We start from the raw sequence: 20,947 nt of genomic DNA, 5'->3' as shown, positions 1-20,947 counted from the left end.
TTTATTTCAAACGTCTGTTCTAACACTTTTGCACAAATTTGTGTGTTTTAATTCGTAAATATTTTATATCAAAAAACTGTTAAGTATTTTATTAACCCACCGATATATCTATTGAGAATAAAAATTCTCACTCCCCCAACAAAACTTTTTTCATACCTGGGCTGTTAATCTCCCCAATTAACAGCCCTCCTCCCAAAAAAATCTTGTGAAGCAAAAAGAGACGACTCCCCATCGTCTCTCTTTTGTTGTTATGACATATTATCTGTTTTTGGTATAGGCTTTCACAAAGAAATCCTTATCGCCTTGTTTTTTCATCATTTTCCCATCATCAGAAATGTAATATGATGCTCCGCTTGCTTCATAGTGGTTATGAATGTTTCCTGTGAGATTATTCCATTCATCATAATTGGCTTCACTAACATAATCAGCTGCTTTTTCAAAGACAAGCCTGCCGTTTGAATAAGGCCTGATTAACACAAAGAAATTATCTCCGGCTTCCAGATTAATGCTGTTATCAAGTTCAAAAGTATGATACCCACCACTGATTGCAGAAATTTTCTGAGTGCATGAAGGTTCTTTTAAATTAGAAATATCCAATCCTGTATCATCAAATTCAGGATTTAAATAGATCTCGACCTCATACTGCTGATAACTGTCAATCGCCATAAGTCCAATGGCTTCAAGCTTTTCATCACCCATAGCCTTATACATCATTCCATATGGATTATTGGCCCCTGTAAGTGCATATACATAGTTATTATCATCGTCAAGCGTATCTACCAGATTAGTTATAAAGCCTGCTGCCTGGTAATTATTGTCATACCAGTCTTCAGATCCAGGTAAAGAGACGCTGTAAGCAGCTACACTACTTGAGCAGGTAGTCTCATCATAGTATGAAAGGTAGAAAAATCCTCCTTCGCCACTATTATTGCCCCAACTGTTTTTACATATCCAGGCTCCGTCACCTAAAGGTTTCCCTCCAAACTCAGATGCAGGATAATCATCATCCCACCCGACAATAAGGATCTCATGATTAGCTGTTGGAGCCTTTTTCCCATCAAAGTATGAATAAAGATCTTTGTTATGATTCTTCCAAAAAACAGTATCCGCATTGACTCCGGCTGTTACAGCCCCATGCTCATAAATCATCTGCTTTACATATTCTCTGTTTTGAACAGATGCGCATATCTGGCTCACATCCTGAACATGATAGCTTCTCTCATAGGTAGCTGATGGCTTTTCTCCATTTTCCTTAAAAAGAAAATCCTGTCCATACATACTGTTAAATTTATCATTTCCTTTCTCAGGAACAGGACCTTTCCATGCCGCAAGTAGGCTTATGCAATAGTCTGTAACGCCGCCGACAGCAACATAACCGGAATCATAATCAAATATCCATGCTCCCTCTTCATCGTCAGCATTTACAAGTTCTCTGTAGTCACCTTCTATATATCCCTGGCTTTTTCCTTCTGCTTTATGAACATTGTAGTAAGCCAGGTGCTTTTCAGACAGATCGATGTCGGTATAGTTTAAATCTTCATTATGCTTTAATATATCGCTCTCAATTGCTCCAAGTGCCGCATAGGCCCAACAAAGATATGAATACCCCTGATCTTCCGGTGCTGTAACAAAACGCTTTCCATCTGCATTTCTCGAATCATACTTTGCCGGTAGATCATTGCCTGAAAACGTTGAAATATCTGTTGGGATCACATCAGTAAAGTCTTCATTGCTGTAAAATTTACCCGAATCACCATCAGCAATTGTCACTGCCTCAGGGATCACAATTTCCTGCACTTTTTGTACATCCATTGAAGTAGGACTGTTTATACTTTCTCCTACAACGGCCTCATGATCTGCAGAATCAGATTTTTCTCTTGAAGAGCCCTCATCATAAACTGTTTTACTTCCATCGACGCCGCTCAGATTTTCATCAATATTCGGCACATATTCGTCCCTCCTGGACGAATTGGACTCTTTATGAATATTGTGATATAAAAGCATCAGGGCAACCACTAAAACTAATACGATTGCCGATATGATCAATACTTTCTTTTTCACTTTTTATCCCCTATCATATAACCTTTATCGTATTAAATGAGCCAAATACAGACTGTGAAAAATCTCTGGAAAAGGCCTCATAATCTATATAGTGATATCCGCTTTTCCAGCCGTCTATAACCCTAAGCATAGGGTATTCCTTCCCCTTAACACGCCAAATACTGTATCCTGCAACAACTATAGTATGATCCTTGTAAAAACCTCTGGCTATATTCATGATAACAGGTCGGCCATTTGATATTTCCTCTTTTACCTGCTTTTCAAAGCTAAAAACATATACGCCCTTGCATTTTGCCTTAACACCATAGGTTGCAAAAGCTTCCTTGGCTATTCCTGAAATAAAAAACGGAATAGTCCCTCTCTTATCAGTATAACCATAACTTTCGGCAATTTCCTCAACCATTTTATAAGTCTTTGAAATATCATCGGAAATCCCCGGAACAAGGCCCTTTTTCCCATAATAGTCAAGGACTCTGGTAACAGCAACCACGGAACAGTTTCTGGTAACTCTGCCACTTATCTGTGCCATTGACCTGCTATTCATCACAATAGCTCTGCCGCGCTTAACAAAAACGCCTTTTTCTCCGTATTTTTCAAAAAGATATTTAGAAATATTAGTAATTCCACCATATGGTATCTTCTTCATACACTCACCCTCGATAATTACAATATAGCCCATTTTTATACCAAAACCAAGTGCTCTAATTATCAGATAATACTGTGCTATTTATTGATTGTTCCTAGAAAATATCACAATCTTTGGGCTGAAAATTTAGTCAAAATCCTAAATCATACCATCAAATTGTGATTTTTTTGCGAACTTTATGATTTTTGTTTTTTTTGTATGTATAATTTAGAAAAAAGCACATGCAAAGGAGTGGACACGTGTTTTTATGATAGGAAGAGTAAAAAGACCCACCGCCCTAGATCCTTTGACAGGGCTCTATTCAAAAGAGCAATTTTTTTCAAGAGCTACTGAGTACGACAAATCGCATCCTCAACAGGGAGTTGATGCTATTGTACTCAATTATAATAAATTTCACTTGATCAATGAATTATATGGTCGAGGATACGGGGACAAAGTTTTATGCGCAATAGGGGATTGCGTAAACAAGACCGCGAAAGAACATAACGGCATTGCCTGCAGATATGACGCAGACATTTTTTATATGTATATCAATCATCAGGATAACTATGATTTCCTTATTTCCCAGGTGTCATCCGAGCTTGCTTCTATTATGAACACTCCTGACACAAGGATCAGGATTGGTATCTATCCTGATACATCTATGGCAGCTTCACTGCAGCAGCGCTTTGACAGAGCCATTCAGGCCTGCAATTCAGTCAGCAAGAATGGCCGCAGTTCTACTTATGAAATATACGATGAAAAGATGCATAAAAGAGAGCTCTACGAAGCTATGCTCATTGACAGCATAGGCGATGCTCTAAATGAAAACCAGTTTAAGCTTGTATTCCAGCCCAAATACGACATTCACGGAGAAAAGCCAAAGCTTTCAAGTGCAGAAGTTCTTATCAGATGGCAGCATCCTGATTTTGGAGATGTAAGGCCCGACTTTTTCATTCCTCTTTTTGAGGAAAACGGGCTTATAAGACAGCTAGACCGATATGTCTGGAAAGAAGCTGCTAAGCAGATCCGTATCTGGAGAGATGAATTTGGCTATACTATTCCTGTATCTGTGAATGTATCAAGAGTTGATATATTTGACCTGGATTTTTTGTCATACCTTAAGCAGATTGTAGAAGAAAATGGAATTGAGACCAAGGACCTTCATCTTGAGATCACAGAAACAGCCTACACAGACAATGTTGATCAGATCGTTGCCGTTGTAAAAGAGCTTCAAAAAGCCGGATTCATGGTTGAGATGGATGATTTTGGAAAAGGATATTCGTCCTTTAACATGCTCACTACTCTCCCACTTGATGCATTAAAGCTCGACATAGGTTTTATAAAGGACATTGCTGAAAACAATAAAGAAATGAACCTTCTCGACTGTATTTTAAAGATTGCCAAGCTCCTAAACCTCACAGTAATAGCAGAAGGCGTAGAAAGCGCCAAACAATATCTGCTTCTTAAAAATGCAGGCTGTGATGAGATACAGGGCTATTATTTCTCAAAGCCTTTGGATTCAGGCGCTTTTGAATCTCTTCTTCAGCAAAAAGTATTATAAAATAAAAGCCGTCAAAGTTTTCTTTGACGGCTTTTTTTATCAATCTGAATAATCATAATCAAGTGCTATCTGAACATCATAGCCTTCATAAATCTTTTCAACTCTCTCCTTCACCTTATCTATAACGCCCTTCTTATCCTTTTCTTTAAAAGAAATAACAAGGTCAAAAGTGATTTTCTTTTCCTCCTCGTCAATATACAGTCCATGCATCTGAAGAGCATTTGGATAGTCCTTTATTATCTCATTGACTTTAGCTCGTAATTCAATCGCCTTTTGGTTACTTGTATTCATAGAATAAATGGAGATTCCTGAAATAACTATTCCTGTATCTTTTAAAACCTTAGTAGCAATCTGTCTTTCAAGCTTATCAATCTGTGGAACCGTTATATCATCAGGGATCTCAATATGGGCTGATCCAACAAGCTTCTGATTGCCATAATCATGGATAAGAAGATCGTATACTCCATTAACTTCAGGGAATGAATTGATGGAGTTTTTAACTGATCTTGATATCTCTGTAGAGATTCTTGCTCCAAGTATCTCACCGATTGTCTCTTTTAATGTCTCAAAACCTGTCTTTATGATCATTACGGCAATGATTATTCCTACAAACGCTTCTATACTAAGCCCCGTAGTGATAAAGATGATCGCAGCCAGAAGTGTTGACGCAGAAATAATAGAATCATTTAGTGCATCCTTGCCGGATGCAACAAGAGAATCTGATGAAAGCTTTTCCCCTGACCTCTTTGTATATAAACCTAAAAGGATCTTTACAATAATAGCCGCTGTCACAATAATAAGAGCCGCAGCACTGTAATCAGGCGTTGCAGGATTTATGATCTTTTGAACTGACTCAATAAGGGAAGTGATTCCTGCATATAAAATGATAACGCCAATAACCATAGTTGTAAGGTACTCTATCCTGCCATAGCCGTATGGATGCTCTTTATCCGGTTCTTTTGCCGAAAGCCTTGCACCTACTATCGTTATAAAGGAGGACATAGCATCACTTAAGTTATTTACTGCATCCATTGTTATGGCAACCGAATTGGAAATAATTCCTATAAATGCCTTAAATGCTGCCAAAAACACATTCGCAATTATTCCAATTATACTTGTCTGTACTATTTTTTTAGTTCTGTTCATAGAGCCTCCTTCAGACAACACTTTTTATTTTTCACACTATCCATATTATAAGCCAAGAAATATCTCTATTCAAACAGGTTCCTCTCTAATACATCTTGCAAATCACTTTCATTTCTTTGATAATATCCTCATGAGCAAAGAACATATGACTATCACAGAATTAAGTGAATACCTTGGTATCTCCGAAGCTACTGTCCGCAACTGGATAAAGCTTGGGAAGGTTGTTGCCACAAAAAAAGGCAAAAAAACTGTCATTTTAAATAGTGAAGTACAAAAACTGTCAGAATCACTTAATTCATCCAAAATGCTCACGTCCAGAAGAAATAAATCGAGGCTTGGTTTAAACTATATTCCCAGGTCATATATTTCCAAAAAATCTCCAAACTATAAAACTATCCTTTCCATGATTGGAACATTTCAGGAAGAGGCCTTGGAAATCACTGAGGTCATCAGTTTCTGCGCTGATATGCTAATGACATCTCAGGGTATTCCAAAAGAAATAAGGAAAAGCCTTTTACCTGATAATTCCCTGGGCGTAAATATAAAAGAACTTTTTTCTTCATATAAGCTTATCTACGTGCCTTTTGAAGATACCTTAGGCCTTATTTATATATCCCTCAGGCGCCTGCAGGATAAAAAAGCTACAGGTTCCTACTACACTCCTTTTTATGCTGTGGATCTTATAATAAATAGCTTACCTGATACTTCCCAAAACATTTGCGATCCTGCATGCGGAACCGGCAACTTCCTTTTGCGTCTCCCTGATTCATACCCACTTGAAATGGTTCATGGATACGATATCGATGAAATTGCCATTAAGATTGCAAGGATCAATCTGGCTATAAAATATAGGATCAGCACCAAAAAACAACTTGATATCATCGAGCGCAATATCCGCTGCATAGACTTTTTGGGAAGTAATGAAGATATCCCAAAAGCAGACATCATAATTGGAAATCCGCCCTGGGGAAGCTCTTTTTCAAAAGAACAGGTATCTGAACTAAAAAAGAACTTTGAAAGCATTTTAGGTAAAGGGAAACCTGAATCCTTTGATCTTTTCGTAGAAAGAGCTGTAAAGAGCCTTACTTCCAGCGGAAATATGCTCTTTCTTCTTCCCGAGACCATTTTAGGCGCTGATTACCATGAATCCATAAGGAGATTTATAGAAAAAAACTCTTTTGTTTCAGAGATAAGTTATTTGGGCGATATTTTCGATAAAGTCCAGTGCCCCTGCATCATTTTAAGACTTGATAACAAAAGGAAAGACCAGATAACCGTCCGCCACTATAAAAAAGAAAAAAAAGAGCTAATTACCTGTGAAAGGGAATACGTCGTAAACTCACACAGGATAAATGAAAAGAGCTTCCATATACTTGCTGATAATGAGCAGTACAAGCTCATTGAAAAAATCCTTTCTGTTCCTCATTTCACTTTAGAGGGACAGGCCGATTTCGCCCTGGGAATTGTTACAGGCTCCAATAGATCAGTTTTATCAAAAACACCTTTTGATGGATGGGAAGGAATTATAAAAGGATCCGACATCCATAAGTTTTTCTACGATGAGCCAAAAAGCTTTGCTAAATTCGTCCCTCAGAATTTCCAGCAGGTTGCTCCTGAGCACATGTACCGGTCAAAAGAAAAACTTTTTTACAAATTTATTGCAAATGAGCCCGTATTTGCCTATGATAGCAAGGGTACCATTTCACTTAACAGTGCCAATATACTGATTCCAAGAGTTCCAGGGTACTCTGCCCTTTACATTATGGCTGTTCTCAATTCAGACCTCATGTCATTCTATTACCGGCATACCTTTAAGAATATGAAGGTACTCCGCTCAGCAATTGAGTCGCTGCCTATTGCAAAGTGCGATAATGATACTATGAATACTATAAGCACTCTCGCACTTGACATTGCTGATGAGAAGAAAACATCATCAGAAAAAACAAGTAGGCTTAATGCCTTAATTGACAACTTATATTCTTTAGATAAAAACAAGTTTACTTTTACAGTTTAAAGTGATATAGTATGACTTACGTGATTAAAATAAAGCTACATTGGAGGAATAATAAATGTCTTTTGAATATATACAAAAGCTTCCCACTCCCGATGAGATCAGGGAAGAATTTCCACTTACAAAAGAACTTGCAAAGATAAAAAAAGAAAGAGATCAGGAAATTGCTGATGTATTCACAGGGAAAAGCAATAAATTTCTCGTAATTGTTGGCCCCTGTTCAGCAGATAATGAAGACGCAGTTTGCGATTACGTTTCAAGACTTGGAAAAGTTAACGAGAAGGTTAAGGATAAGCTCATTCTTATCCCAAGAATCTATACAAATAAGCCTCGTACAACCGGTGAAGGCTACAAAGGAATAACATCTCAGCCTGACCCTGAAGGAAAAACAGATTTCCATGCAGGACTTATCGCCATGAGACATATGCAGATCAAGGCAATTGAAGAATCCGGTCTTACTGCTGCCGATGAGATGCTCTACCCTGAAAATTGGGGATATGTTGCTGATATCCTCTCCTACGTGGCTATAGGCGCCCGTTCTGTTGAGGACCAGGAACACCGCATGACAGCCAGCGGATTTGACGTTCCTGCCGGTATGAAGAATCCTACAAGTGGCACATTCAGCGTTATGCTCAACTCAGTGTATGCTGCACAGCAGTCACATTCATTTGTTTACAGAGGCTATGAAGTTACTACTAATGGTAATCCTCTTGCTCACTGCGTACTTCGTGGTTCAAGCAACAAGCATGGTCAGTCACTTCCAAACTACCATTATGAAGATCTAAGCCTTTTATTAAAGCTCTATGGGCAGCGCGAAATTGTAAATCCGGCTGCGATAATTGACGCTAACCATAACAACTCTAACAAGCAGTACAAGGAACAGATCAGAATTGTAAAAGAAGTCCTTCATTCAAGGAACCTTAACTCTGATATCAAGGGACTTGTTAAGGGTGTAATGATTGAGAGTTACATAGAAGAAGGCAATCAGAAGATTGGAGACGGCATCTATGGAAAGTCCATCACAGATCCATGTCTTGGCTGGAATGATACAGAGCGCCTCCTCCTCGAGATTGCAGAACTTGCATAAGCTACTCCTTTTTCCGAATAAAACATAAAAAATTAAAGCCTCTTCTATTTTGAATATATAGAAGAGGCTTATTTATTCAGCTTACTCGCATTCCTCAAGAAGCTTATCAATTGCAACAAGTCTTACGCATACAGTAAAGATGTCCATTGCAAGCTTAAGATCAGTAAGTGATGGGAATGTAGGAGCAATACGGATATTGCTATCGTGAGGATCCTTTCCATATGGATAGGTAGCTCCTGCTTTAGTCATTGTTACTCCAGCTTTTTTTGCTTTATCTACTATAGCCTTAGCGCATCCATCAGGGGCATCAAAGCTGATGAAGTAGCCACCCTTAGGATTTGTCCATGAGCCAATTCCTACCGGCTCAAGATCTCTTTCAAGTGTTTCCAGAACAGCCTCAAACTTAGGTCTGATTATAGCGGCATGTTTCTTCATATGTGCCTTGATTCCAGCCAGATCACCAAAGAAACGTACATGACGAAGCTGGTTAACCTTATCATGACCGATTGTCTGATAGTTAAGCTGAGCCTTGATCTCTTCAAGATTATTCAAAGATGTTGCTATAGCTGCTATTCCGCTTCCAGGGAAAGTAATCTTGGAAGTTGACGAGAATTTATATACAAGGTCAGGACTTCCTGCCTTTTTACACTCTTCAAGGATCTCAATAAGGTAATCCTGGCTTCCATCATAGAGATGATGAACACCATAAGCATTATCCCAGAAGATACGGAAATCTCTGGCTGCAGGACGAAGACGGGCAAAACGTCTTACTGTCTCATCTGAATATGAATATCCCTGAGGGTTAGAATACTTAGGAACACACCAGATTCCCTTGATTGACTCATCATCCTTTACAAGTCTTTCTACTTCATCCATATCAGGACCTGTAGGAGTCATCTGTACAGGGATCATCTCAATTCCAAAATACTCTGTTATTGCAAAATGTCTGTCATATCCCGGAACGGGGCAAAGGAATTTAACTTTATCAAGCTTGCACCAAGGAGTGTTGCCCATAATACCATGAGTATATGCTCTAGATACTGTGTCATACATAACGTTAAGAGAAGAATTACCATAGATAATGATGTTCTCAGGCTTGTTCTCCATCATGGCTCCGATAAGGACCTTTGCCTCATGGATACCATCCAGTACACCATAGTTACGGCAGTCTGTTCCATCCTCACATGAAAGATCTGCATCAGAATTAAGCGTATCCATCATTCCCATAGAAAGATCAAGCTGTTCTCTGCATGGCTTTCCTCTCGCCATATTAAGATTAAGTCCCATACCCTGATACTTTTTATACTGAGCCTTCAGCGCTTCTTTTTCCTGCATAAGCTCCTGCTTAGTCATTTCAGAATATTTCTTTGTTTGGATTTCGCTCTTCGCCATTTTAATCTCCTTAAAAAAATCAATTTCTTATTCTAGCCCATCCATATGGGTCACTAACTTGTTCATCTTTGGAAATATATTGTGAAATAGTATTGCTGTCTGCGTATCCCATTAGTTCCTGAACAGAACTAATATCAGCTCCATTCTCAACTAAATGTGCGGCAAAAGAATGCCTTAAAGTAAAGATGGTAATATCAGAATCAACGCCTGCTTTTCTGACATAAGTCTTTATAAGTTTCCATAATCCCTGCCTGCTAAGTGAGGTACCGTTACAATTTACAAAAACAAACTCTTCGTCATCGCAGCTTCCGATCATTTCTCTTCTTGCATTAAGCAGGTAATCATGCATTGCTGTTTTTGCTTTTTTTCCATAGGGAATAAGTCTCTCTCTTGTATCACCGCTGCTCCTTGGAAGGCGAATACAGCCAAGCCCCAGATCCACATTGGAAAGCTTTAGATTAACCAGCTCTGACGCTTTTAATCCCGTAGCGTACAACAGCTCTAAAATAGCCTTGTCTCTTTTGCCCTTGGCATCACTTGGAAATTTTTGAGATAAAAGGCCTTCAATCTCAACCGCAGATAATACTCTGGGCGGATTCTTTTTTACATGGGGACTTTTCAGGATTTCTGCAGGGCTATCTGTGATATTCCCATTTTCCACCATGTATCTGAAGAACGCTTTCATAGATGTATAATGCCTTGTTATAGACGCAGGGGCAAAATTCTCATTCCTCAAACTATTGGCATAGTCAGTTATTTTATCCTCTGTAACACCGCTGACTTCATCTATCCCACGCTCATGCATGAATGCCGCCATGCGTTCAAGATCACGCTTATATGAAAGGCAGGTATTCTCGCTGGTTTTCTTAACATTATGAAGATGTTCTACAAACTCATTAATCTGTTGATTCATATTTTTGATCTCAATGTGTTTAATTGGATAATTGTATACAAATATGCACTTAAGTTATGATACTACACAAAATACGATGAATCAAGCCTGTTTTGAAGAATTTACCCTACTGATAAAAAGTGGCCAGACCAAAGCCAAAGAATATGCATATCTAAATTCAAGATTAGGTGCTGCTATTAAAAGCGTTCCAAGCATCAAAAATAAAAGCCACATCTCAGGTGTCTTTATTTTTCTTTTTATACCTATGAAAAGAGCTGCTACCAAAAGCCATGAGTACGTTCCAATACTCCAAAGCATTCCATATATTGGAACAAAGCCTCCAAGCTTAATAAGAATTTCTTTTGTCTTAACAACAAGCTTACCGCCTATCTTAGGCATCCAGATAAGGCCATAATCATTGCCCATTATGCCGTCAATATCTCCTACTGCATATGCAAAATCAGGATAGATATATCCTCCTAGAAGATCAAACCATGCCAAAACGTAGTCTCCGAAATATCTTGGTAAAAGTCCTGCCCAAAGCTTAAAGTATTCTGCTTTGTGACTTTCAAGGTATGACACATTTCCGGCTCTCACAAGTTCTTTTATATTATCTGCATAATCCGGAGCATATAATTCATGAATATAAGTTGTATCAATTACCGCATCGATCAGCTCTTTTTCTGAAGATTTAAGCTCTCTGTCATTAACTAAAACTCTTGCGATCTGTGAGATTGGAACAGATAATGATTCGACAAAATCAGGCTTTTCTACCCCAAAGCTGTCAAACACCGGTCCTTTTATGATAGCTACAGATAAAAGAACAACAATAACTGATGGAAGCGCTTTTTTTATTTCTTTTCTGAATGAATATACAAAAACAAAAGACCATACTATGAACGCATACCAGGCGTTGGATCTAAATAATGAAAACAAAATGCCAAGCACGATAAAGCCTGGATAAGATGCTCTTTCATTTTTCATTTTTATAATATGGCATACGAAAAGAACTGTAATCGCAGCAAATGGAATGTCCTTCCAAATTGTCACTGCAAAGACAGCATTAAACGGAACCAGCCCAAAAAAGATAATACTTATAAGTTCCATCAGTAGGTTTCTCTTTCCGCAGATAACTCTTATTTCCATAACAAGCCTTGATAAGGCTGCCGCAAACAAAAGCATCTGGAAGACAGTATAGAAACTGATAGCACTTACTGCATCTTTAGTAAAAAAGAATCCAATGCTATAGAAAAGCTTTATCAAAAGCGTGTGTACCATGGGGTGATGATTGGAATATGGCCTTAATCCCATGATCTGCTCATACTGAACCAGTGAGTCAGCAGTCATTATCCCCGGGAACTCGTAAAGAAAATATGGAAGCCAGCAAAGGAGACATAAACAAAAGCAAAGAATGAAGACCTTTTTGGGGGTATTCATCAAATCATAGTATTTATCAAGAAATCTTGAAACATTTTGATTCTTTGCCGGAATTTCTGCCTTTTTGTCTCTTTTTATAAGTGCATATAAGCCTTCATAAATGATATAGCACAGGCAGATAAGGCCACCTGATAAAATAAGAAGCGATAAAAGCTTAAAAAGCGAACTGTCAAACCCTTCTGTGACCTTTGCTCTAAGAAGATATGAAATAGCAGCGGATAGTCCCACTGATATACATAATCCGGGTATCTTTTTTATCCTATACTCTTTAGCCTTATTGTCAGCAAATAAAAGACACACAAAAAGAACTACCGTTAGAGGATTTCTAACGGTAATTCCTAATATCAACTGAAGTGACCAACATGCAAAAAATGCTAAAAGCAATTATTTTCCCCCATCCATGATCTTATATAGCTTTTCCATAACTCCAAGACAGTCAAGAGTTGAAAAATAGTCTCTTGGAGTCTCAGCTCTTCTTATAAGCTGTACGCTTCCGTCCTCTTTCAAAAGAAGTTCTGCGCTCTTGAGCTTACCATTATAATTATAACCCATTGAATAGCCGTGAGCACCTGTATCATGAATAAAGAGATAATCACCTTTTTCAATCTCAGGAAGAGCTCTTTCAATAGCAAACTTATCGTTATTCTCACAAAGAGATCCTGTTACATCATATACGTGATCTAAAGGTGCATTTTCTTTTCCCAAAACTGTAATATGATGGTATGCGCCATACATAGCAGGTCTCATAAGGTTAACAGCACAGGCGTCAACACCAATGTACTCTTTATAGATATGCTTTTCATGAATTGCCTTGGTAACAAGAGCTCCGTAAGGCGCCATCATGAAACGTCCCATCTCTGTGAAAATGGAAGTATCTCCCATTCCGGCAGGAACAAGTATCTTTTCAAACTGCTCTTTTACGCCCTTACCAATAGCGTATATATCATTACCTTCCTGGTCAGGTTTGTAAGGGATTCCTACACCACCGGAAAGGTTAATGAATGAAAGAGCAACTCCTGTCTTTTCCTTGATCTCAACAGCAAGTTCAAAGAGCTGGCCTGCAAGAAGCGGATAATACTCATTTGTAACTGTGTTACTTGCAAGGAAGGCATGAATACCAAATCTCTTTGCTCCCTTAGCTTTTAAAAGCTTGTAAGCTTCGATGATCTGGTCTTTTGTCATACCATATTTGGAATCACCCGGGTTATCCATGATTCCGTTACTCATCTGGAAAACTCCACCTGGATTATATCTGCAGGAAATTGTCTCCGGAATCTTACCGAGAGTCTTTTCCAAAAAATCAATATGTGTAAAATCATCAAGGTTTATAATTGCACCAAGCTTATCAGCATAAACAAACTCTTCAGCAGGAGTATCATTAGAAGAAAACATAATGTCGCTTCCCTTGGCATCTACAGCTTCGCTGAGCATAAGCTCAGTAAGAGATGAACAATCAAAGCCACAGCCCTGCGCTTTAAGAATCTGCATAAGCACCGGATTAGGTGTAGCTTTTACAGCAAAGTATTCTTTAAAACCTTTATTCCAGGAAAAAGCATCATATACCGCTTTTGCATTTTCAATAATTCCTTTTTCATCATAGATATGAAAAGGGGTAGGATATTTCTTTACAATATCTTCTACCTGGGCCTTAGTTACGAATGGTTTTTTCATAATAGTAATCCTCCGCTATAAAATAATTCTCCATCACTTTAACATGGTAATGTATAAAAACGCAAGAATTATTATTTAGCTCAAATATCTTCTATTTGCCAATCAATAGGCTCAAGTCCGTTCTGAACCAGAAATTCGTTACACTTGCTAAAATGCTTACATCCGAAGAATCCTCTGTAGGCTGAAAGTGGACTTGGATGAGGTGCCTCAAGTATCAGATGTTTTGGGTTATTAAGCATTGCCTTTTTAGTCTGTGCAGGTCTCCCCCAAAGCATGAATACTACCGGGTCGTCTTTCTCATTGACAGCCTTGATTATGGCATCTGTAAATTTCTCCCATCCTTTTCCCTGATGTGAGTTAGCCTGGTGGGCCCTGACTGTGAGAACTGTATTTAAAAGAAGCACTCCCTGATCAGCCCATTTTTTCAAATATCCGTTGTTGGGAATCTTGCAGCCAAGATCATCATTCAGCTCTTTGTAGATATTTACAAGAGAAGGTGGTGTGTCTGCCTTTCCGGGTAGAACTGAAAATGACAAGCCATGGGCCTGTCCGGGTTCGTGATATGGGTCCTGACCAAGTATAAGCACCTTCACATCCTTTAATGGAGTAAGGTGAAGTGCGTTAAAAATATCATCCGCAGGTGGATATACCACATGTGTCTCATACTCTTTTTTTACAAAAGAAAACAGCTCTTTATAATAGTCCTTTGAAAACTCCCCTGATAAGGCCGGGAGCCAGTCGTTTGTTATCATTGACATAAAAACAATCTCCAATATTATAATCTTACAGGAATTCCTCTACCTTGCAGGTACTCTTTTACCTGTCTTATCTCAAGCTCTTTGTAATGGAAAAGAGATGCCGCCAAAGCCGCATCAGCCCCGCCTTCAGTGAGTGCATCGTAAAAATGCTCTAAAGTTCCTGCTCCGCCTGACGCAATGACAGGCACATTAACAGTCTGGGAAATCTGTCTTGTAAGTTCTATATCGTATCCAGCCTTTGTTCCATCACAGTCCATACTTGTCAAAAGAATTTCTCCTGCGCCAAGTGAAACAGCCTTTTTAGCCCATTCTACTGCATCAAGACCTGTATCAATCCTTCCGCCATGCTTATATATGTTCCATCCGCTGCCATCTACTCTTTTCTTGGCGTCTATGGCAACTACAACACATTGACTGCCAAATTTATCTGCAGATTCTGCAATAAGCTCAGGCTTGTCAATTGCTGCAGAATTCATGGAAACTTTGTCTGCGCCCTCTCTAAGAATAGCTTTTACATCATCTACTGTCCTGATTCCTCCGCCTACTGTGAAGGGAATGAAGACTTTTTTGGCTACTTCCCTTACCATATCAGCAACAGTTGCTCTTCTCTCATTAGAAGCTGTAATATCCAAAAAAACAAGCTCATCTGCGCCTGCCTTGGAATATGCTTCACCTACAGATACAGGATCACCTGCATCCTTAAGGTTAACGAAATTGATTCCCTTAACAACACGTCCATTATTTACATCAAGACATGGAATAATTCTTTTTGTAAGCATAAGTCACCTCTCTTAAACTTCAAGGAAATTCTTCAAGATCTGCATTCCTACATCAGCGCTCTTTTCAGGGTGGAACTGGCAGGCAAAAACATTCCCGCTCTCAACAGATGCATCTATAGACACGCTGTAATCTGTTGTTGCAGTTACTTCGTCCCTGTTCTCAGCCCTTAAATAATATGAATGCACAAAATATACATAAGGGTTATCATCAATGCTCTTAAAAAGTCTTCCCTCTCTTGGAAAAGAAAGGCTATTCCAGCCAATCTGTGGAATTTTATACATATTGCCCTCTAAATCTATACAGGGAATTCTGTTTATTTTTCCACGCAAAATGCCCAGGCCGCTAACATTTTCTGATTCCATACTGGATTCAAAAAGAAGTTGCAGACCCAGGCATATTCCTAAGAATGGTATCTCTTTAGAAACAACTTCTGAAATTGTCTCTTTAAGACCATACTCATTTATTTTGTTCATTGCATCACCAAAAGCACCTACGCCGGGTAAAACCACATGATCTGCCCTGTAGATCTCTTTTGGATCTCTGGTAACTAATGTCTTCGCACCAAGATAATCAAATGCTTTTTCTACACTTTTAATGTTACCAGCATCATAATCAATAATAGCTACCATCAAGCATCATACTCCTTCCGAGATATCCGATGCTTTCAAGTGTATCATGATTCTAAAGTTCCGACAATCTCCATTATTCGGATAGTGTAATCCCTTTCCTTCTTTATGGAATTAATTTCTGCAATATCATCTGCGCCAAGGCCATAGTTAGCTGACAATAACGATTCGATACTGTCATACACGCTCTGTACCTGAACCTCAACGCCATATTTGGCAGCTTCTTCAAGCAGATCGTCATGGTTTCTCATAGCCATCAAAAGCATATCCAAAGCTTCCTCTTCCATGTTCATGGCAATGTAGTTCTCATATCCGTTCAGATATCTCTCTGCCCATGCCAAAACTCTTGACTGCTCGTAGATACTATCCTGCTCTTCAGTTCTTTCTTTTCCATAAAGCAGCTTATAAGCTGTAGTATATTCCCTTTGCTTATATGCATTGCTTGCCCTTGTAGATGTGACACTTTCAGGAATAACCATTGACGGGATCACAAAAAGAATTCCAAGAGACGCTGCAAAAATTGCACAAATTGCAACTTTCTTTGGCGCAATGGCCTTTTCGGGAACACCGGGATCTTTAGGCGGCTTTGGTTTTTTCTCCTTCTTTGGCTTTGGTGGTTTTTCCTTCTTTGGCGGTTTTTCCTTTTTAGGCTTTTCTTTCTTAGGCTTCTTTTCCTTTTTCTTCTTTTCTTTCTTGCCCTTGCCTTCTTCTCCAAGTTCATTGAGAACCTGCTGATTTTCATCAGTCAGATTAGCAAGTCCTTCAGCCCCTTCATCATCTTCTTTGGTCAGGGCCTTTAATAATCTGGCAAAAAAACCTTCTTTCTTTTTCTTCTTACCTTTTTTGTCGGAATCGTCATCAGAATCCTCGCCGTCACCACCTCTTTCAGGTATTGATGCAAGTTCATCCAGTGATGGCTCTCCACCATCGTTAAATCCTTCTTCAGTCAAAGCATCTAAGATATCTTCCTTAGGTATCTCAGAATCTTCAGGCCTTCCTGCCTCTTCATCAAGATGGGACGTGTTCTCAATATCTTCAACTTCATCATTGGCAAGGCTGTTCATAAGAGCGTCAAGATCAGGAACAGCTACATCGCCTTCTTCTGATGCCGTTTCTCCATCAGTAACACCTGCAGCACTCTCAACTTCTGCAACCTCACCATCAGCAGAGCCTGACCCTTCTTCAGAACTTAGAAGATCATCAAGGCTTGCTTCAAGGTCATCCAGATTAAGTTCTTCATCACTTTCTTCTCCGGATCCCCCTTCATCAGATGCTGCGCTTTCTTCGGTTGCCGGGTCCTCGGCTATTGCCTCTTCCAGCGATGGTTCCTCATTAGGAGCTTCCTCAGCTGCCTCCTGCGCTACCTCACCAGCAATTTCTTCCTGGGCTTCATCTGGAGCCCCTTCAGGATTCTCTTCTTTATTTTCCTCTAAAGGCTCCTCGTCCATAAGTCCTGACATATCAAGCATAGCTTCCATCTCAGCAAGATCTACATCATCTGATTCGCCCTTTGTTTCATCTGAAGGTACGTCCTCAGATACTGCACTATCCTCTTGAGGTAAAGCAGCTGATTCATCTATCTCCTGCGCTGGTTCTTCTGCTACGTCAGCTTGAAGATCAGCAACATCTGCTGGTTGAGAATCTTCTATAGGAGCCTCTGTTTCACCTTCAGAAGCACCATCAATATTATTTAAAGTCGCACTAATATCATCACTAACAGACTTGCCATCTGATGGCTCCTCACTTAAAGCTTCATCCATGGCAGCTTCCAGGTCGTCTAGCGAAAGTTCATCAATGTTCACATCATCACTAGTTTTCCCTTCAGAGTCCTGCATATTATCAAGTGCATCTACAAGACTCCCCTCTAAATCCTGATCAGGTTCTGTCAAACTACTGCTAGGAGCTTCATCTAAAAGATCTGTTAAGATTTCTTCAGGAGTTTCGGATGCATCAGTTGCTGCATCATTTTCCAACGAAATATCAGCATCCTCCGGAAGCATTACCTCCGGAGCCATTTCCAAAAGAGAATCATCCTCCGCAGACTCATCTATGATCGGTGGCTTCGCATTAGCTACAGGCAACTCCTCACTATTTTCCTGAGGTTGTCCCTGTTCATCATCCGAACTATCAGAAAATTTACCACTCTGGGCCTCCTGATCCATTCTTTCAGCATCAGCAATTGCCTCATCCAAAGCAATTTCTTCAGGATCTCTGACATCATCAACTGTTGGAGTAGCACCGACCGTAAAAGTAGGGATTCCTGAATCTGTAGGTGTCTGTATATCGTCTAACATAGATGATAATCTATCATCAATTATTTCATCTCTATCAAGTCTGTCTAACAAACTACCAATATCATTTAATGCCTCATTTTCACCGTTAGAGTTATCTACAAGCGCACCAATATCCCCTGCACCACTGTTTCTTTGTGATGTAGAGGAATTTTTGCCTCCCTTTGTTGCCATTCTGCTAAGAGCAGATTGAGGGTTATCACTTGACTTGGCTGAATTCAGCAAGCTATCGAGATACTCTTCGTTGTTGGCATTCATCGCCCGTTATTCTCCTGCAAAATATAGTTAACAGAATTCATCTGAACTGATTCTGTTTTATCCTGTATTTCTGGGGTATGTTGATATAATTTCTCGTGAACCCTGATGAGATGAGCCTGTTTGTTTATAAAGGCAACCTTTTCAAATGGCCATCTGATTACTGTTGGATAATCAAGACCAACTCCCAGTTCTAAAATAAGAAGCTTGGAATTAAGAGTATTAGTCAAAAACTTCATATAATCGGCCCATCTTTCCTGATAAGCACTCTCATTATACTTAATGGTCCTATACTCTTTTCTCTTCTGATTTAGATACAATACTTTTCCATCAGCAAATGGCTTTACAAAATTCGTACCCTCATCAAAATCTCCATCATTTTCAATAATGATCTTATGGATTTTTTCTACAATCTCATTAAATTCAGGTGATTTATCTGATAAGAACAATGGATCATCTATATCGGATGTCTGAAGGTACATATATGTTCCACAAGGATAAACACTCTTCTGATGATCAAATCCATACATGAGCGCATCCTGTAAAAAAATATCAGCAACTAAAAAGTATTTCTTATCACCAATAATGTTCTTCAGTGCTTTATATGCCTTTTCAATCTTTGTGTCTGTCTGATAATAAGCATATTCGTATTCTACAATAGGCAAGAGCCAGTTATTATCTTCCTTCTTACAATACTCTAATAATCTGCTATACCTTTCGTCTTTAGAAAGTCCACTACCTACCCAATTCCATTCGTTGCCAATTCCTATAACAACATTATCAAAGTTTTCTACTAAACCAGCTAAATTATGTTCCATGATGTAATACCGCCTATTGTTTGTAATATTAAAATACTCCCTTTGCAGAACAGTCATTGAAAACGTGTTTCATAACTGAGAGGCAAAGGGAGTTATAGTCAGTTAATATTAGCCTGCACTGGAAGCGTTAACTAGTTCATCTATCACACTTACAAGATTACCAATCTCAGGTTTTGACAGCTGCCTATCAGCTCCAAGAGATTCACCTTTTCTCCTCATTTCTTCATTAACAAGTGATGAGAAAATAATAAGTGGTATATCCTTAGTAGCATCATCACTCTTTACAAGCTTAGTCAATCTATGTCCATCCATGATCGGCATTTCAATATCAGTGATAATACACTTGATATTATTAAGCTCATTTCTATCCTTACAAGCTTTGATGTAGTCATATGCAAGCTTACCATTTTCAAAATGTCTCACATTATTATAGCCCGCTTTATTAAGTGAATCTACAATAAGCTTGTTAAGAAGCTGTGAATCTTCAGCAAGAACAATCGGAACTTCATTTCTAGGACGAGGTCCGATCTCTGAAAGAGCATCCATATTAAGACCTGTATTAGGGTTAATATCAGATACAATCTTCTCAAAGTCCAGAATGATGATCAACTGATTATCAAACTTGATAATACCGGTTGAAATACTCTCTTCTGCCTTTGAAATTGTAGCATTTGGTTTGATGATATCAGCCCATGATACTCTGTGAATACCAATAACAGAATCTACATGGAAAGCAATATCCAATTTATTAAAGTTTGTGATGATGAACAATCCACCTGCTTTGGAAGCACCGCGTTGTAAGCAGTTCCTCAGGTCAATGGCTGTGATCATTGTATCACGAGGCATAAAAATACCTTCGATACTAGGATGAGCATTTGGTACAGGAGTTACTTCCTGATACACAATGATTTCTTTGATCTTTGCAACGTTGATGCCATAGCAATGATCATCAATCTTAAACTCAAGAACTTCTAGTTCATTGTTACCACTTTCAAGCAGGATCTTTGATTCCATTCTCTCACCTCTCGTAATAAAATAGTAAAAAAGTGAAGTTTAAAAAAGAAAAATAACATTAAACCGTTTGTTAATTAATTGAATATCCTCATTTAGTATAGCATAGTTTTTTGAAAGTAAATATAAAAAAACAAAAAAAGACGGCTATTTGACCGTCTTTTTAGAATTCATTTATAAGTATTTAATAATTTTAGTTTTTCTTTAAAATTTGTACCTTCAAAACCGAACACTGATTTATCTAAATCCAATTCTCTATACTTACCTTTATGGATAAGCCCTCGACCTATTAGTACACATCAGCTGAACACGTTACCATGCTTACACCTTGTGCCTATCTAACCTCGTACTCTACAAGGGGTCTTACTGCCGAAGCAGGGATATCTCATCTTGAGGGGGGCTTCACGCTTAGATGCCTTCAGCGTTTATCCCTTCCGGACGTGGCTACCCAGCCTTATGCATCTGGCGATGCAGCTGATACACCAGCGGTCCGTCCATCCCGGTCCTCTCGTACTAAGGACA

16 protein-coding genes and 1 rRNA gene are annotated in these 20,947 nt (G+C 38.9%); 3 read left to right on the top strand and 14 right to left on the bottom strand.

Annotated features, from left to right (window positions below; all coding sequences use genetic code 11):
• Window positions 1-258: 258 nt before the first annotated feature.
• Both G585_RS0105250 and G585_RS17205 read right to left on the bottom strand, forming a co-directional pair.
• A complete protein-coding gene (locus G585_RS0105250; RefSeq protein WP_081644764.1) occupies window positions 259-2,061 on the bottom strand; it encodes a C1 family peptidase in 1,803 nt (600 codons plus the stop codon).
• A gap of 13 nt (window positions 2,062-2,074) precedes the next feature.
• A complete protein-coding gene (locus G585_RS17205) occupies window positions 2,075-2,707 on the bottom strand; it encodes a C39 family peptidase (RefSeq protein ID WP_022773484.1) in 633 nt (210 codons plus the stop codon).
• A gap of 247 nt (window positions 2,708-2,954) precedes the next feature.
• On the opposite strand from G585_RS17205, the gene G585_RS17200 reads away from it, so the two are divergent.
• Window positions 2,955-4,250, top strand: a complete 1,296-nt coding sequence (locus tag G585_RS17200) for a putative bifunctional diguanylate cyclase/phosphodiesterase (RefSeq protein WP_022773483.1) — start codon at window positions 2,955-2,957, stop codon at window positions 4,248-4,250.
• A gap of 39 nt (window positions 4,251-4,289) precedes the next feature.
• Here the strand turns inward: G585_RS17200 and G585_RS0105235 are convergent, their stop codons facing one another.
• Window positions 4,290-5,396: a cation diffusion facilitator family transporter gene (locus G585_RS0105235; RefSeq protein WP_022773481.1), complete on the bottom strand. Its 1,107-nt coding sequence runs from the start codon at window positions 5,394-5,396 to the stop codon at window positions 4,290-4,292.
• 130 nt (window positions 5,397-5,526) lie between these two features.
• Here G585_RS0105235 and G585_RS0105230 point away from each other — a divergent pair, with 130 nt between their 5' ends.
• Both G585_RS0105230 and G585_RS0105225 read left to right on the top strand, forming a co-directional pair.
• Window positions 5,527-7,410 (top strand): TaqI-like C-terminal specificity domain-containing protein, encoded by a 1,884-nt coding sequence (locus G585_RS0105230; RefSeq protein ID WP_196802888.1) that lies wholly within the window; start codon window positions 5,527-5,529, stop codon window positions 7,408-7,410.
• Window positions 7,411-7,465: 55 nt separating this feature from the next.
• Window positions 7,466-8,494, top strand: a complete 1,029-nt coding sequence (locus G585_RS0105225) for a 3-deoxy-7-phosphoheptulonate synthase (RefSeq protein ID WP_022773479.1) — start codon at window positions 7,466-7,468, stop codon at window positions 8,492-8,494.
• A gap of 81 nt (window positions 8,495-8,575) precedes the next feature.
• On the opposite strand, the gene G585_RS0105220 is transcribed toward G585_RS0105225, so the two are convergent.
• The 11 genes from G585_RS0105220 to G585_RS0105170 form a co-directional block, all read right to left on the bottom strand.
• Window positions 8,576-9,886, bottom strand: coding sequence for an aminotransferase (locus G585_RS0105220; protein WP_026663796.1), 1,311 nt, complete (start codon window positions 9,884-9,886; stop codon window positions 8,576-8,578).
• A 19-nt stretch (window positions 9,887-9,905) separates the two neighbouring features.
• Window positions 9,906-10,799 (bottom strand): tyrosine-type recombinase/integrase, encoded by an 894-nt coding sequence (locus tag G585_RS0105215; protein WP_022773477.1) that lies wholly within the window; start codon window positions 10,797-10,799, stop codon window positions 9,906-9,908.
• A gap of 81 nt (window positions 10,800-10,880) precedes the next feature.
• On the bottom strand, window positions 10,881-12,599 hold the full coding sequence (locus tag G585_RS0105210) for a DUF6020 family protein (protein WP_022773476.1): 1,719 nt from the start codon (window positions 12,597-12,599) through the stop codon (window positions 10,881-10,883).
• Complete coding sequence (locus G585_RS0105205; RefSeq protein ID WP_026663795.1) at window positions 12,600-13,889, bottom strand: diaminopimelate decarboxylase; 1,290 nt, start codon at window positions 13,887-13,889, stop codon at window positions 12,600-12,602.
• A 77-nt stretch (window positions 13,890-13,966) separates the two neighbouring features.
• Entirely contained in the window at window positions 13,967-14,644 is a 678-nt protein-coding gene (locus tag G585_RS0105200) for a uracil-DNA glycosylase (protein ID WP_022773473.1), read from the bottom strand.
• 17 nt (window positions 14,645-14,661) lie between these two features.
• Window positions 14,662-15,423 carry an imidazole glycerol phosphate synthase subunit HisF gene (gene hisF / locus G585_RS0105195; RefSeq protein WP_022773472.1) on the bottom strand — a complete coding sequence of 254 codons (762 nt, stop codon included), beginning with the start codon at window positions 15,421-15,423 and terminating at the stop codon, window positions 14,662-14,664.
• A 12-nt stretch (window positions 15,424-15,435) separates the two neighbouring features.
• The gene (gene hisH / locus G585_RS0105190; RefSeq protein WP_022773470.1) at window positions 15,436-16,053 is read right to left on the bottom strand and encodes an imidazole glycerol phosphate synthase subunit HisH; all 618 of its coding nucleotides are present in this window, start codon (window positions 16,051-16,053) and stop codon (window positions 15,436-15,438) included.
• Between the two features lie 44 nt (window positions 16,054-16,097).
• Window positions 16,098-18,599 (bottom strand): hypothetical protein, encoded by a 2,502-nt coding sequence (locus tag G585_RS0105185; RefSeq protein ID WP_022773469.1) that lies wholly within the window; start codon window positions 18,597-18,599, stop codon window positions 16,098-16,100.
• Entirely contained in the window at window positions 18,596-19,414 is an 819-nt protein-coding gene (locus tag G585_RS0105180) for a hypothetical protein (RefSeq protein ID WP_022773467.1), read from the bottom strand. Before G585_RS0105180 ends, G585_RS0105185 begins: the two co-directional genes overlap by 4 nt.
• Window positions 19,415-19,522: 108 nt before the next feature.
• Window positions 19,523-20,428 carry a chemotaxis protein gene (locus tag G585_RS0105175; protein ID WP_022773466.1) on the bottom strand — a complete coding sequence of 302 codons (906 nt, stop codon included), beginning with the start codon at window positions 20,426-20,428 and terminating at the stop codon, window positions 19,523-19,525.
• A gap of 266 nt (window positions 20,429-20,694) precedes the next feature.
• Window positions 20,695-20,947, bottom strand: a 23S ribosomal RNA gene (locus G585_RS0105170); the annotation flags it as partial.

The organism is Butyrivibrio sp. AE2015 (genome assembly GCF_000420825.1).
Lineage (GTDB): Bacteria > Bacillota > Clostridia > Lachnospirales > Lachnospiraceae > Butyrivibrio.
Note: the sequence above shows the minus strand (reverse complement) of the source record. Positions and strands in the feature narration are given on the sequence as shown.

Excerpts from the sequence above, each read along its gene's own strand:
- G585_RS0105200 (WP_022773473.1), bottom strand. The coding sequence starts at position 14,644 with ATGTCAATGATAACAAACGACTGGCTCCCGGCCTTATCAGGGGAGTTT.
- G585_RS0105185 (WP_022773469.1), bottom strand. The coding sequence starts at position 18,599 with ATGAATGCCAACAACGAAGAGTATCTCGATAGCTTGCTGAATTCAGCC.
- G585_RS17205 (WP_022773484.1), bottom strand. The coding sequence starts at position 2,707 with ATGAAGAAGATACCATATGGTGGAATTACTAATATTTCTAAATATCTT.
- G585_RS0105225 (WP_022773479.1), top strand. The coding sequence starts at position 7,466 with ATGTCTTTTGAATATATACAAAAGCTTCCCACTCCCGATGAGATCAGG.
- G585_RS0105220 (WP_026663796.1), bottom strand. The coding sequence starts at position 9,886 with ATGGCGAAGAGCGAAATCCAAACAAAGAAATATTCTGAAATGACTAAG.
- G585_RS0105180 (WP_022773467.1), bottom strand. The coding sequence starts at position 19,414 with ATGGAACATAATTTAGCTGGTTTAGTAGAAAACTTTGATAATGTTGTT.
- G585_RS17200 (WP_022773483.1), top strand. The coding sequence starts at position 2,955 with ATGATAGGAAGAGTAAAAAGACCCACCGCCCTAGATCCTTTGACAGGG.
- hisF (WP_022773472.1), bottom strand. The coding sequence starts at position 15,423 with ATGCTTACAAAAAGAATTATTCCATGTCTTGATGTAAATAATGGACGT.
- G585_RS0105215 (WP_022773477.1), bottom strand. The coding sequence starts at position 10,799 with ATGAATCAACAGATTAATGAGTTTGTAGAACATCTTCATAATGTTAAG.
- G585_RS0105235 (WP_022773481.1), bottom strand. The coding sequence starts at position 5,396 with ATGAACAGAACTAAAAAAATAGTACAGACAAGTATAATTGGAATAATT.
- G585_RS0105230 (WP_196802888.1), top strand. The coding sequence starts at position 5,527 with ATGAGCAAAGAACATATGACTATCACAGAATTAAGTGAATACCTTGGT.
- G585_RS0105175 (WP_022773466.1), bottom strand. The coding sequence starts at position 20,428 with ATGGAATCAAAGATCCTGCTTGAAAGTGGTAACAATGAACTAGAAGTT.
- hisH (WP_022773470.1), bottom strand. The coding sequence starts at position 16,053 with ATGGTAGCTATTATTGATTATGATGCTGGTAACATTAAAAGTGTAGAA.